General features: G+C 65.1%; 11 protein-coding genes and 1 pseudogene. 5 read left to right on the top strand and 7 right to left on the bottom strand.

What is annotated here, in order from left to right:
- Positions 1 to 8: 8 nt before the first annotated feature.
- Complete coding sequence (locus LC452_RS09895; protein WP_223624640.1) at positions 9 to 1,187, top strand: fumarylacetoacetate hydrolase family protein; 1,179 nt, start codon at positions 9 to 11, stop codon at positions 1,185 to 1,187.
- Complete coding sequence (locus LC452_RS09900) at positions 1,184 to 2,713, top strand: aldehyde dehydrogenase (NADP(+)) (protein WP_223624642.1); 1,530 nt, start codon at positions 1,184 to 1,186, stop codon at positions 2,711 to 2,713. The genes LC452_RS09895 and LC452_RS09900 overlap by 4 nt, the downstream gene beginning before the upstream one ends.
- Before the next feature lie 65 nt (positions 2,714 to 2,778).
- Here the strand turns inward: LC452_RS09900 and LC452_RS09905 are convergent, their stop codons facing one another.
- Positions 2,779 to 3,759, bottom strand: coding sequence for an aldo/keto reductase (locus LC452_RS09905; RefSeq protein WP_223624733.1), 981 nt, complete (start codon positions 3,757 to 3,759; stop codon positions 2,779 to 2,781).
- A 117-nt stretch (positions 3,760 to 3,876) separates the two neighbouring features.
- Between LC452_RS09905 and LC452_RS09910 the strand changes: the two genes are divergently transcribed.
- A complete protein-coding gene (locus tag LC452_RS09910) occupies positions 3,877 to 4,809 on the top strand; it encodes a M15 family metallopeptidase (protein ID WP_223624644.1) in 933 nt (310 codons plus the stop codon).
- A 151-nt stretch (positions 4,810 to 4,960) separates the two neighbouring features.
- Positions 4,961 to 6,124: an acyl-CoA dehydrogenase family protein gene (locus tag LC452_RS09915; protein WP_223624646.1), complete on the top strand. Its 1,164-nt coding sequence runs from the start codon at positions 4,961 to 4,963 to the stop codon at positions 6,122 to 6,124.
- A gap of 546 nt (positions 6,125 to 6,670) precedes the next feature.
- Here LC452_RS09915 and LC452_RS09920 read toward each other — a convergent pair.
- The 6 genes from LC452_RS09920 to LC452_RS09945 all read right to left on the bottom strand — a co-directional run bounded on the left by LC452_RS09920 (position 6,671) and on the right by LC452_RS09945 (position 13,154).
- Positions 6,671 to 7,672 (bottom strand): 2-dehydropantoate 2-reductase N-terminal domain-containing protein, encoded by a 1,002-nt coding sequence (locus LC452_RS09920; RefSeq protein ID WP_223624648.1) that lies wholly within the window; start codon positions 7,670 to 7,672, stop codon positions 6,671 to 6,673.
- 76 nt (positions 7,673 to 7,748) lie between these two features.
- Positions 7,749 to 8,648, bottom strand: a complete 900-nt coding sequence (locus LC452_RS09925; protein ID WP_223624650.1) for a hypothetical protein — start codon at positions 8,646 to 8,648, stop codon at positions 7,749 to 7,751.
- A 275-nt stretch (positions 8,649 to 8,923) separates the two neighbouring features.
- Positions 8,924 to 11,308 carry an MFS transporter gene (locus LC452_RS09930; RefSeq protein WP_223624652.1) on the bottom strand — a complete coding sequence of 795 codons (2,385 nt, stop codon included), beginning with the start codon at positions 11,306 to 11,308 and terminating at the stop codon, positions 8,924 to 8,926.
- 26 nt (positions 11,309 to 11,334) lie between these two features.
- Positions 11,335 to 12,081 (bottom strand): hypothetical protein, encoded by a 747-nt coding sequence (locus tag LC452_RS09935; RefSeq protein ID WP_223624654.1) that lies wholly within the window; start codon positions 12,079 to 12,081, stop codon positions 11,335 to 11,337.
- A 31-nt stretch (positions 12,082 to 12,112) separates the two neighbouring features.
- A complete protein-coding gene (locus LC452_RS09940) occupies positions 12,113 to 12,739 on the bottom strand; it encodes a type II CAAX prenyl endopeptidase Rce1 family protein (RefSeq protein WP_223624656.1) in 627 nt (208 codons plus the stop codon).
- Positions 12,740 to 12,839: 100 nt separating this feature from the next.
- Positions 12,840 to 13,154: a PqqD family protein gene (locus LC452_RS09945; RefSeq protein WP_223624658.1), complete on the bottom strand. Its 315-nt coding sequence runs from the start codon at positions 13,152 to 13,154 to the stop codon at positions 12,840 to 12,842.
- Between the two features lie 444 nt (positions 13,155 to 13,598).
- Here LC452_RS09945 and LC452_RS09950 point away from each other — a divergent pair.
- Positions 13,599 to 13,723 (top strand): annotated as a pseudogene (locus LC452_RS09950) (pyridoxal 5'-phosphate synthase lyase subunit PdxS); the annotation flags it as partial.

The following is a 13,723-nucleotide window of genomic DNA, read 5'->3' on the forward strand; positions in this document are numbered from 1 at the left end:
GAGCTGCCATGACTGATCCCTTCACCGACGTCCTCCCGACGGATGCCGCCGACGCGCTGCTCGTCGGACGCGTCCAGCTGCCCGAGGGTCCGAGCGTGGTGGTGCTCCGCGAGGGCCGGCTGCAGGATCTGTCGGCGACCTTCCCGACCATGGCCGCGCTGACCGAGACGGCCGACCCGGCATCCGCCGTGCGCGCGGCCGACGGCCCCGTCATCGGATCGTTCGACGAGGTCTGGGCGAACACCGCCCCCGACACCCGCGACGACACGCGGCCGTGGTTGCTGTCGCCGATCGACCTGCAGGTCGTCAAGGCGTCGGGAGTCACGTTCCCGGTGTCGATGCTCGAGCGCCTCATCGAGGAGAAGGCGCGGGGAGAGGCCGAGTCGGCCGACGGCATCCGCGCCACGATCGTCGACGCGCTGGGCGGCGACATCCGCGACCTGGTTCCCGGGTCGCCCGAGGCCGCGCGCCTCAAGCAGGTGCTCATCGCGGCGGGCCTGTGGAGCCAGTACCTCGAGGTCGGGATCGGGCCGGATGCCGAGATCTTCACCAAGGCCCCCGTGCTGGCCACGGTCGGAGCAGGCTCCGATGTCGGTGTGCTGGCCGAGTCGAAGTGGAACAACCCCGAGCCCGAGGTCGTGCTGGTCGTCGCCTCGAACGGCGACATCGTCGGTGCCATGCTCGGCAACGACGTCAACCTCCGAGACATCGAGGGGCGCTCCGCGCTGCTGCTCGGACGGGCGAAGGACAACAACGCCTCGGCATCCGTCGGTCCGCTCATCCGCCTGTTCGACGACGGATTCGGGCTCGACGACGTGCGATCCGAGACCGTCACGCTCTCGGTCGACGGCGATGACGGCTTCCGCATGAAGGCGTCGTCGCACATGGCGCAGATCAGCCGCGACCCCGCCGACCTCGCCCAGCAGGCCAGCGGCGCGCACCATGCCTATCCCGACGGCTTCGTGCTGTACCTGGGCACGATGTTCGCCCCCACCGACGACCGCGATGAGGTGGGCCACGGCTTCACGCATCACCTCGGCGACGTCGTGCGCATCGCCTCGCCGCGCCTCGGTGCGCTGGTGAACCGCGTGCAGCACAGCGAAGACCTCGCGCCGTGGAGCTTCGGCATCGGCGCGCTCCTGACCAACCTCGCTCAGCGGGGCCTGCTCGGAAGGACGAGTGCATGACCACCCAGGACACGAAATTCTTGGCCACGACCGACCCCCGCACCGGCACGACGTCGGCCACCGACATCGAACCGACGGATGCCGCCGGCGTCGCAGCGCTCACCGAGGCAGCGGCATCCGCGTTCGCCGAGCTCCGCTCCCGTCCGCGGGCATGGCGGGCGGGCCTGCTGCGCGCGCTCGCCGACGGGCTCGAGGCCGACCGGGAGTCGCTCGTCGAGGCGGCGCTCTCCGAGACCGGGCTCCCCGCGGCGCGGCTGAACGGCGAGCTGTCGCGCAGCGCCTTCCAGTTCCGGCTGTTCGCGGATGCCGTCGACGAGGGCGGCTACCTCGAGGCGGTCATCGATCACGCCGGCGACACCCCGCTCGGCCCCGGCCCGGATGTGCGGCGCATGCTCGTGCCGATCGGGCCCGTCGCGGTCTTCGGCGCCAGCAACTTCCCGTTCGCGTTCTCGGTCGTCGGCGGCGACACCGCATCGGCGCTCGCCGCGGGCGGACCAGTCGTCATCAAGGCGCACAGCTCGCACCTGCTCACGTCGCAGCGTTCGTTCGCGTCGCTGTCGCGCGCGGCATCCGCCTACGGAGCGCCGGACGGAGCCCTCGGGATCGTCTACGGCCAGCAGGCCGGAGCGCTGCTCGTCGCCGACCCGCGCATCACGGCGGTCGGCTTCACCGGCTCGCTGTCGACCGGCAAGATCCTGCAGGGGATCATCGACGAGCGCGAGACGCCGATCCCGTTTTACGGCGAGCTGTCGAGCCTCAACCCGCTCGTGATCACGCCGGGCGCGGCGGCCGAGCGCACCGCCGCCATCGGCGAGGGCCTCTTCACCTCGGTGACCGGTTCGGCCGGGCAGCTCTGCACCAAGCCGGGTGTCGCGTTCGTGCCGGTGGGCGCCGAGGGTGACGCACTCGTCGCCGATGTGGTCGCTCGGGCTCAGGATGCCGCGGCGCAGACGCTGTTGAACTCCCGCATCCATGGCGCGTTCGACGAGATCCGCACGCGCCTGATCGACGAGGGCGGGGCGCGCAGCCTCGTCGCGCCCCGTGCCGGAGAGGACGGGTTCTCTCTGACCCCGGCCGTGCTGGAGATCGATGCGAAGGACGTCACGCCCGCCGTCGCCGAAGAGGCGTTCGGTCCGCTCGTCGTCGTGATGCGGTACTCGACGGTGGGCGAGGTGCGTGATGCGCTGCAGGCGGTGCCGCACTCGCTCACGGCGACGATCCACTCGTCTCCGGACGAGACCGACGTGCGCGGAGAGCTGACGGATGCCGCCCGCGACCTGGTCGGCCGCATCGTCTACGACGGCTACCCGACGGGAGTGCGGGTGTCGTGGGGCATGAACCACGGCGGTCCGTGGCCCGCCACGAACACGCAGCACACCTCGGTCGGGGTCACCGCGATCCGGCGGTTCCTGCGGCCGCTCGCCTGGCAGGACGCCCCGGTCGACGTGCTGCCCGAGGAACTGCGCGACGGCGTGGTCGACCTGCCGCGCCGGGTCGACGGCGTGCTGCAGCTCGCGGGGTCCTGACGCGAGTCCTCCCCGGTCCCTGAGCGAGCGGTGCGAGACGAAGGGTCTCCCACCTCGGCGCCGCCTCAGCCGAAAACGCCCTCCGGCAGAAGCCCGCGGGTGATCAGCGCGTCCCAGAGCCCGTCGTCGACGTCGGCCTCGAGCCGTGCGATCCCTTCCGCGACCTGGTTGCCGTCGCGGCATCCGAGCACCACGGACGAGACGGCCGGATGCCGCAGGCTGAACTGCATGGCCGCGGTCGGCAGGTCGGTGCCGAACTCCTCGCAGACGTCGGCGATCGCGTTGGCCCGCGCGATCAGAGCGGCGGGCGCCGGCGCGTAGTCGTAGGTCGCGTCCGGAGCGACGCGGGGTCGCGCGAGCAGTCCCGAGTTGTACACGCCGACGTTGACGACGCCGACGCCGTGCGCGAGCGCGGCGGGCAGGAGGTCGGCGAGGGCGGGCTGCTCGAGCAGGGTGTACCGCCCGGCGAGCATGACCACGTCGATGTCGGTCTCGCGGACGAACCGCGCCGGCAGGGCGGACTGGTTCATGCCGACGCCGATCGCCGCGACGACGCCCTGGTCGCGCAGCTCGATCAGCGCGCCGATCCCCTCGGTGGAGGCCTGGTCCCAGTGCTCGTCGGGGTCGTGCAGGTAGACGATGTCGAGGCGGTCGACGCCCAGACGCTCCAGGCTCGCGTCGACGCCGCGCAGAATCGCGTCGCGGGAGAAGTCGAACTCCCGGCGGAAGGCGGCGGGCACCGCGAACCCGCCGTCGTCGAGCTGTCCGTCGGCGTGCGGTTGCGGCACCAGCGTGCGCCCGGCCTTGGTCGACAGCACGAACTCGTCGCGCGGGCGGTCGGCGAGCAGTGCGCCGAGGCGCTGTTCCGAGTAGCCGAGGCCGTAGTGCGGGGCGGTGTCGAACAGCCGAGAGCCGCGGTCCCAGGCGGTGTCGACGGCTGAGCGCGCCTGCTCGTCGGTGGTGATCCGGCCGAGGTTCCCGAGCTGGGCGCCGCCGAGGCCGAAGCGGGTGAGGGGTGTTCCGGTGCGGAGCCGGGCCACCGGCATCCGCTCTGATCGCTCGTGGTGGTGCACCCTCCCACGGTAGTCAAACATATGACGAATTACCAATGCCGCTCGCAACCCGGTCTCGCGGTTTCGCCGACACGGGGGACAATGGGAGTGATGCTTCCCTCGCCGCACGCCCAGCACGCGGCTCCGCGCTCCCCGATGCGCGGTCCCGCCCTGCCGATCGGTGTCGCTGTGACCGCGCTCGGCATGCTGTTCTCGATCGCGTCCGCACCGGTGGTGACATCGGCCGCGCCCGAGACCATGCCGGAGCCGGTCGCCGTCGTGCAGGTGCCGACGGTCAAGGTCGGGGCGACGATCGCCGCCGACCCGTGCGCCGATCCGTCGGTGCTGGCGGCGCTGTCGAGCGGTGACGATGCGGCGGCGATCGCGGGCTTCGGCGGAGGAGAGAACTTCCGGGCCGCCGTGGTCGCGGGCAACGCGCCGTGCATCTCGCTGAGCGATCCGGCGCGGCTGTGGGTCGTGGTGAACAAGACGCTCCCGCTGAATCCGCCCGAGTATGAGCCTGCGGGGCTGGACTCGGTGCCGCTGCAGATGACGACGCGCTCGGGGCTGGTGCGCTCCGATGTCGGTGTCGCGGTCGGGCAGATGGCCGAGGCGGCAGCGGCGGCCGGCGTCGGTCGCATCGGCGCGAACAACGGGTACCGGTCGTACGGCCTGCAGGTGACGACGTACGACGCCCACGTGCGCGCGCAGGGGCAAGGGCAGGCGGATGCCGGGTCGGCGAGGCCGGGATTCAGCGAGCATCAGACCGGTCTTGCGCTCGACGTGGTCGCGTGCGAGACGTCGTGCGGCGGCCTCGACGGCTTCGGCGGCACCGGGCAGAGCGACTGGGTGGCGGCGAACGCGTGGGAGTACGGGTTCATCGTGCGGTATGAGGAAGTGGGCACGCCGGTGACCGGTTACGCGCCGGAGCCCTGGCACCTGCGATACGTCGGCGTGGATCTCGCCGCCGCGTATCACGCCGGCGGATATCACACGCTGGAGGAGTTCTTCGGACTCCCGGCGGCGCCCGACTACGCACCCTGAGCGGGGCCGAGGGGGTGCTTTGCGGCATCCCACAAGTGCGGTACCCAGTGTCACGTTCTGTGGGATGCATTCTCACAATGGACTGTTTCGTGTCGGCATCCGCGCATAGAATCGCCGGAGCAACGACGCACGACACGTTCAGGAGGATCGCATGGAACGCGACATCTACGAAGAGGATCACGAGGCATTCCGCGACCTCGTCAAGGATTTCGTCAAGCGCTACGTCACCAACGCGACGATCGAGAAGTGGGACGCCGACGGAGAAGTCGACCGGGCCACGATGCTCGCCGCGGGTGAGGCCGGGATCATCGGCCTGTCGGTTCCCGAGGAGTTCGGCGGTGCAGGGATGCTGCAGGACTACCGGTTCCGCGCGGTCGTGAACGAAGAGGTCATCGCGGCCGGGGCGGGTTCGCTCGCCGGCGCGTTCGGCATCCAGGACGACCTGGCCGTGCCGTACCTCGTGCACATGGGCACGCAGGAGCAGAAGGAGAAGTGGCTGCCCCGCATGGCCACCGGTGAGGTCGTCGGCGCTCTCGCCATGACCGAGCCGGGAGCAGGGTCAGACCTCCGCGGCATCAAGACCACCGCGAAGAAGGTCGACGGCGGCTACCTCGTCAACGGCGCGAAGACGTTCATCTCGTCGGGTGCGACCGCCGATCTCGTCGTCACGTTCGTGAAGACCGGTGAGGGCAACCGTCCCGACGCGTTCAGCCTCGTGCTGATCGAGAACGGCATGGAGGGCTTCGACCACGGCAAGAAGCTGCACAAGATGGGCTTCCAGGGTCACGACACCGCGGAGCTCTCGTTCACCGACGTGTTCGTGCCCGAGGAGAACCTCATCGGCGGCGTCGAGGGCAAGGGCTTCGTGCAGCTCATGATGAACCTGCCGCTCGAGCGCCTGTCGATCGGTGTCGCCGGAGCGGCCGCCGCACAGGCCGCGCTCGACTGGACGGTCGCCTACACGAAGGACCGCGAGGCGTTCGGCGAGCGGATCATCGACTTCCAGAACACCCGCTTCAAGATCGCCGACATGGCCACCACGGTCGACGCCCTCTGGGCCTACATCGACCGCGCGCTGCTCGCGTACTCGAAGGGCAAGCTCTCGGCGGAAGAGGCCGCGAAGGTCAAGTTCTGGGCGACCGAGCGCGAGTGGGAGGTGCTCGACACCGGCGTGCAGCTGCACGGCGGATACGGGTACATCACCGAGTACCCGATCGCCCGCGCGTTCCTCGACGCCCGCGTGCACCGCATCTACGGCGGCACCAACGAGATCATGCGCGAGATCGTCGGACGGCAGATCGCGGGGAAGCGGTAGAGCCGTAGCGCGATTCAGTGCGGATCCGAGGTGTTCCTCGGACGGCGATCGGGGGAGCATCTCCGATTCCGCACGGCGAGGACGCGACGCGGGGTGAGGCTGCGTGAGGATGCCGGCCGGTGAGCCGTTGGTCTGGCTGTTGCCGGAGACCGCGCCTTTCGCAGTCACGCCCTCCTGTGATGCCACCAAGGTGACCCTGGGCTACTCGCCGGCGTCGGAGGCGGTGATCGCGACGGAGGAGCGATGCTTCGCCCGACCACTGCCTGCGGAGTGTGTCGAACTGGTGCGGGTCTCTGACGGCATGATCACGTCGGTCCGGCTCAGCCTCCTGAGTGTGGACGAACTCGTCCAGCGGAATCGGGACTACCCATCCCCCCGGGTACCTGGAACCTTCAGAGCGTGACGGTGAGCGATCGACCCCGTGGCGGGAGTCGTCGCTGCTCGCGCTCGGCCGATCATGGACAAGCCGTTCGCCGCACTCGCCATCGGCTCGGCAGCAGACGCTCCGCTCATGTCGCACGATCACAACCTGTCGGGGAAAAACAGCTAGCGTCCGCGTAACTCAGAGATCAAAGCCCACGAATCAAGCTTGCCGAGAGTTGCCGTAGAGATATGGTTCAACATGGGCGTCCCGAGACACCTGCCGCCGATGCGACTGAGAATTGCCTTCGACGACACGAACCCCTCGGACCGCACAAGATCGTTCGGCAAGGCTTCGGGCGTATCTCCAGCCCCGATGCGAACCCCCGCACCGAAACTTCGGGACTTGCGAAGGAGCGCCGTTTCGAGGACATCTTCGATGAAGGCCGCCGAGGCCAGAGTGTCCGCAGAGGCGCCCTCGGCCACCAGCACAACCATGATCTCCTCGATGCTGCGCGCGAGCATACGCACAGCAAACCTGTCTTGCACCCCCATGCCTACCGTCAGGCCGTAACCGAACGCCGCAACATTCTTCAGCGCCCCAGCCAACTCAACGCCCGAAACGTCATCGCTCGCCGCCAACGTCAGATCATCGGTTTCGAGCAAGCCGACGAGCGCGTGCGCGAGCGTGATCGTCGGGGCCGCCAGGACCGCGCGAGTCCTATCGCTCCCCGACGCGACGATATGTGCGGCATTGGCTCCGCTCAACACGCCGAACTCTGGCGAACGATCTCTCCGGATTGAAGCTGCCAGGACTTGGGTCGCTGTCCTGCCGGTTCCCGGTTCGAGGCCTTTCGACATATGCACGATGGGAGCGTGAGGGAGCCGGTGTTCGATTTCCGTCATGACGGGTGCTAATGCGAAGACGGGCAATGCCACCAGGATCGCGGATGGCGCGCGCTGCCTGAGTCTTTCGCTCGACACAAAAGACACGTTCCTGTCCGCCTTGCTCGCCGATGAGGGATCGATCTCCGAAAGTGCTCTGAGACGCGACCGTGCGGCGGGGATGTCACGTCCCCAAACTCCGACCTTTCGTCCCACGCGCGCAAGGGACAAACTGATCGCTGCACCGAGCGATCCTGCGCCGATCATGAGAATCTCGAGATCGCTCTGCTCGCGTGTCGACATCTCTACGCATCCTGATTTCGCACGCGCGGACGCACGACGTACGGCCTGAACCGAACGAAGAGCCGCTCGACTATGGTCACGTTGTCACCTGTCCTGTTCGCTCGCCATGCAGGTGTCCGATGAGAGACGCGACCGTCGTCAACGATGAGCCTTCAGCCGGTAGATCGATGCGGCGATCGCCGGAGAAAACGAGAAGCGGGACGTACTCGCGAGAATGCCCATGTCCCGGCGCTGTCGGGTCATTGCCGTGGTCGGCCGTCACGATGACGGTTTCGAACTCGCCGAGCCCGCTCACGAAGTCCCTGACCTGGACGTCGAATCGCGTCAGTGCCCGTGCGAAGCCCGAGGGATCACGGCCGTGCCCATGTATGGCGTCGAAATCATCCAACGTTGCGATCACCACGAGAGAGCGTGCGTCGGAGCTGCGCAGTTCCTCTACGATCGACAATGCTTCATCGTTCGAGGCACAAGAGGCAGTCCATGAGAAATCGCCGTCGTGAGCCAGATTCGCGACCTTGCCGACGCCCACCGTCGTGGTGCCCCGGGCGCGGCGGAGGTGCCCGATGATGGAGGGTCTCAGGGGTCTCGTCAGATCGCGTCGCCACACGCGAACGAAGCGATCGGTCGCTGCACCTTCGAACCGACGGACTATTATCCGATCGAATGTGTATCCAAGTGCGTCCAGAGTCGCGCCGTACCGAGTCGCCCACGCCCATGCTTCATGGGCCGAGAACCGATTGACATGCATGGCTACCTGAGCCACGCGCGGAGACGAGAAGTAGACGATCGGAGCACCGATGACAAGGTGCTGTTCGCCGAAGGCGCGCAGCACCTTCTCCCCTGTCCCCGCGACGAAACCGAGGATGGCACCGAGTCGGCGTCGAAGTTCGGCACGCGCCGCACCATCGGGGACGCTGCGGGAGAAGTCGTCCAGGTGGAGGGTGCTGAGCCTTTCGTCGTAGAGGTTCCCCAGCATCTCCTGATGGCCGAACAGGGAGTCATTCGCGACGTTCGTCGGTCTGAGTCGCGTTGCGCATCGTCCGACGCTACCCGGTGAGTTCTCTGCGAGTGCCCGGAGCCCGGCGTCGTCGAGGAACGGGATTCGGGTTGTGGGCGAATGGCGAAGCGTGTTCCTCACCGTGTTCCGTGTGCTGTCGTGCGCATCAGGAGTGGCGCCTACACCGAGCCCGTCGCATACGAGCAAGAAAGTTCTCGCATGCGGGGCTCTAGTCGGGCCCTGCTCCGCGACAGCTAGCACAACCCTGCGCCGGCAAGCACGCGGTCGGGTCTTGACTTCGGCGGCCCGTATTCGAAAGGACACGGAGCAGGGAGATCGTCTGCCGTGAGCTTCGCGTGAGTTGAAGACATGATCGGAGCGTCGTGAGGGTCCAGCCATGCCGCCCAGGGCTGGTTCCTCACGACGGCGGAGATCGCGCTCCACTCGATCGAATCCATCCCGATTCGTGAGACCGAGCGCTCGGTGGAGAAGTCTGCCTTCAACGTTCTCTGCAGCGGGCCGCTCAGGACAGGATCGCCGCACCCGAAAGCGATATCGAGCAAAGGATGGAAGAACTGAAGTTTGCCGTCTGGCCCGCGCCACGGGTGAAGCGACCGCGGCAGTGTTTCGCCTGCGTGGTGCAACAGGTCACGAAGGTGTGGCAGGCCACTCAAGGTGCCATCCGCGATCCGGATCAGGTTGGGCCATCCCACGACTTCAAGATCGTCCGTATCCGCGACGCGACGCACGAAGACCCCATCGTTCGACATGTATCGAGCCCCCGCGCCGAGCGCGTTGAGCATCAGTGTGCTCTTCCCCGCACCTTTATCACCGACTGCGACGACAACGCCGCCGCCACCGGAGACCCATGCCGACGAGTGCAGGGGCAGGTAACCGTCGCTCATCGCTCCGAGCCGCATCGCGTACTTCAACAACTGTTCGACATGTAACGGATCGAGCAGGTCGCCGCCAGAGCGCAGATAGTGCACACTTCTTCGTCGTCGCGAGTACAGGGTCAGATCTCTACTGCCTCTCTTCTGGATCACGGTCACATCCCCGAGCGGATCATAGTGTGCTTCACCGCGCCGCCCCACCTCGTAGCCGTAGAGATTCGACGGCTCTAGCGCAGAAATGAGGCGACGCGGTATCGAGCCACCGTCCGCCGAGTACGAGAGCACCTCAAATTCCAGTTTCGGCGGGTCCGCGATCTCGGGGAAATTGAAAGGCCCGAAGATCATTCTCACGAACTCGAGTTCCTCCGGTGAGTCGGTGCCGTACGTTACGGTGCACCCGGCGTAGCGAATGCGGTATGTATAAGGCAAGTCTGTCCGCGATGAATTACGAGATCCAACCCTGCCGAGATGCTCGTCCATAGCTTTCTTCCTCATTCTCGATCTGTTCAGTAGCGAGTTCTGCGCGTATTCACGATATTCAGGGTCTGTCAGGTTCGCATAGCTCGTCGCCTGGCCAGGATGATGGAGCACGACGCGAGGACTGTCCCTGAAATCAGGAGACTGTACCGTGACCCGACGGACGCTATCAGCACGCCAGATAGGGCAGTTCCTCCCGCGCCTGCGAGTCCCATGGAGAACGATCGAATCGAGCCGATGCTGCCGCGCTCTGCTGACGGAACAAGCGTCTGCTGTTGCACTGTGTTGCTCACTACATAGAGGGAAATTGAGACGCCTACTGCGAAATCGATGACCGACGCCATGAGGACGGCGGCCCAAGAAAAGGGGGGGCAATACCGAGTAAGCCCCGAGCAAAGCCCCGTATAGAAGAAGAGCCGTGATCTGGATCGACATCGGATGCGCAGTGGAAAGTCTCTTCGATCGGGCCAGAATTGCCCCGGTCACCGCCCCGACCGAGCCCACTCCGAGTATCGAAGCATAGGCGAGGAACGGGAATTCCAGGTCACGCACCAGCAACCAGAGCAAAGAAATGGAGCTTACCCCGATCGCAACATTGGCGATGGTGCTCGAGAGAAGAAGGTCGCGCATGAGGGGCCGGGATATCGCGAACTCAAACCCACGGGACACACGTCGCACGTATCCGATCTTCCTGTCGTCCGCCCGGAGGGTGCGCGAGGCGCGTGGCCAACGGATGAAAGCAGTACCCAAGGCAGAGAGGAGAAAAGATGCTCCGGCGACCAGGAATCCGAAGAACGCGCCGCATTGCGCCAGAAGAAAACCGCCCCCTGCTGAGCCCGCCGAGTCCGCCAGTGTCCTTATGACCTGGAGTCTTGAGTTCGCGCGAGTCAGTTCGTGTTCTTCGAAAAAGTCCGCGATCCCAGCGAACAGGCTTGCTGAGACGATCGATCCGCAAGCGGCGATGAAGAAGTTGATGACGAACAGTAGCGCCCAGTCTCGTGTATGGCCCATCACGAGGATCGCCAGGATGAGAACGAGGCCGAAGCGACCGAGCTCCGCCGCCACGCAGATTCTCTGTCGATTCAATAGATCCGCGAGAACGCCCGCATATAAGGGGGAAAGCAGCGCAGCAACGAAGGACCCCGTCATGACGATCGATATCAGCGGAGGATCTGCTATGAGCACTACCGCCAGATAATAGGGCAGCGCGAGCGATAGGAGGACTGCACCGGCCGCATTCGCGACTCGTCCCAACCAGAACAGGGCCATGCCCGAGGGTGCTGTCGGCCGATGACTCACTGTTCGCACACCTGCTGCGAGACCTCGATGAGGAGCTCCTGCGTGTATCTGACCCTGGCCTTGCTCTGGCGCAACAGGGCGACGGGCTCGATCGAGGTGTCGGCCTCGAGCTCGATGTAACGATGAAGCACGGCGTTCGCGCCGAGCGCTTGAAGTTTGCGGGCGCGCCACTTCGGTTTCGGATTCGTGTGGCCCAGGCGGGCGGTGAGCATGTCTATCGAATAGCCCAGAGAGATTTTTGAGCTGATCATGGCGGAGTACGCGTCACCCGCAAGTATCGCTCCCGCGGCGTCCTCCCCGGTTGCGCGGCACATATAGGCGGCGACGTCGCTCATCGCCGAGTTCAGGGTGGCCCACGGAACAGCGCTCCTCAGCTCATGGAACTGGTCGAGTCGATTCAAAGGAATGCCGATGTGGAGACTGTGCAAGGCTGAGAGAAGCTCGCTGGACAATGCCCGTGTTGCCGGATGCCGGTCTGAAGAGTCCGAATCGAGCTTGTCTATCGCGGATTCGAGCACGTCGACCGGGATGAACTCGATGTCGACGCGACGACCGTCGAGGGTTCGTATCAGAACTTTGCCCGGTCCGAGAGGCACCCAGGGTGAGGGCAACTCGAGGCTCGTATCGCGCGCGCCGATCGCCACGACGTCGATGTCCGACTTCGCGTTTCCGAACCCTTCGACAAGTGATCCGCTGAGGAAGACCATCGAGGTGTCGGCTACGTCATTGGGAACCAGATCCATCAGGGCCCGCTGGGTACTCCGGAGACTGAGTTCAGCGTTCAAGGGTGACCTTCCTTGCTCCGCGGAGAAAGGGTCTGATCGCGGCTGGCATGTTGATCATGCCGTGTCCGATGATGCAACCCAGAAGCGCATCAGGATTGCACACCGAGGCTGTTCCGAAAATCAGTCCGAGGGTCACCCACAGAATGATGTTGCGACTGCTCTTTGCGGTGTGCCCACCGTCTCGGACGATGAAATGCTCTAACACAAAGGTCGCAGCGGTGATGACGACGATGTTCACGAGCGGAATCTTGATCTCCATCAGATACAGCACCAAGACGTATCTATGAAGGTATTCCTGCGCGATCGCTGATCCGAGAAAGAAGATAGCCTCGCTCGCGCGCCTGGAAAGGGTTTGGCGCGGCATGAGAGCCAAGACCCGGCGATTCAATACCTCTTTTATTTGCGGGTACGTGACTATCAGGCACACTGCGGCTGTGCCGGCGCAGATGAGAATCGAGGCGAGACCGGGCTTGAGTGAGATTCCAAAAGTAGCAATGGGTACAAAGTATGGAATGAATTTGAGAATTCTGCGTACAATCGTGTTTCGGGGGAATGCTTTGTACAGATCCACCCAGCTCCACAGCGGAATGGTGATCGCTGCGACGAGGATCGTCACGTTTGGATCATCTCTCCGCAGTATCGCGATGAACCATAGCGTGCAACACGTGATCACCAGGGTGGTCTGACCCTCCCTGGTGCCCATGGCACGCGCCCCCCTATTCATCGTCGAGTAGATCCGCGTCCGAGAGCTGTTTCACGAAGTCCAGGACGTCTTTCATTGCGGTCTTGACGTCAATCCCATAGTCTCTCGACAAAGTGCTCGCAATATCGACGATGGAGTTCTTTCCGTTGCTGAGCCCCCAGATCGCCGTTTCCACGTCGCCAAGGCGAAAAGCTGCATCCCCCTGCACGAGGTACAGATTTCCATCTTGCGAGGTGGTGGCAACGCTGAAAGAGCGCAGAGGCTTGCTTTCCGGTTTCATTCTGTCCTTACCTCCGTCAGTCGGGGCGTGATCGGTCTGGCGGAGCACGCCCCGACCTTTTGATATCAGAGCGTGAATGATCCTGGTGCCTTCGCGACGTCGATTTTGACGAGCACTGGCTTGCTGTATTTGCGCATTCTTCACCTCCTTCCCTATCGCGTTCAAGAGCGGCCAAGTGTGTCTGACTGGCCGTGAGTGGGAGCCTACCCCTCAGCATGCGGCTTCTTTCGTCCTCTCGGGCGCCCCTGCAATCGAATGCTGGGATATTGGTATTCTGTTGGGCGTCGGTCCGATGCTCAGATTCCGCTCGGATTCCCGGGGTGATCTCCCGCGTTCTCAATGCTGTAGGTGGGATGCCATATGACCCGGGGCTGATATGACACGTAAAGCGCGGGTGATCAGAGGCGATCCTTCCGGATAAAGCGGCGCCGCGGAGTCTGCCCGGTGTTATGTTGCTGGCTTGATCAGTTGCATTTCGACAGGAGCCCTTTCATGACCGACCTCCCCACGACCGGATCCTCGCGCGTCAAGCGCGGCCTCGCCGAGATGCTCAAGGGCGGCGTCATCATGGACGTCGTCACCGCCGAGCAGGCGAAGATCGCCGAGGATGCCGGCGC

The organism is Microbacterium sp. EST19A (genome assembly GCF_019969685.1).
Classification (GTDB): domain Bacteria; phylum Actinomycetota; class Actinomycetes; order Actinomycetales; family Microbacteriaceae; genus Microbacterium.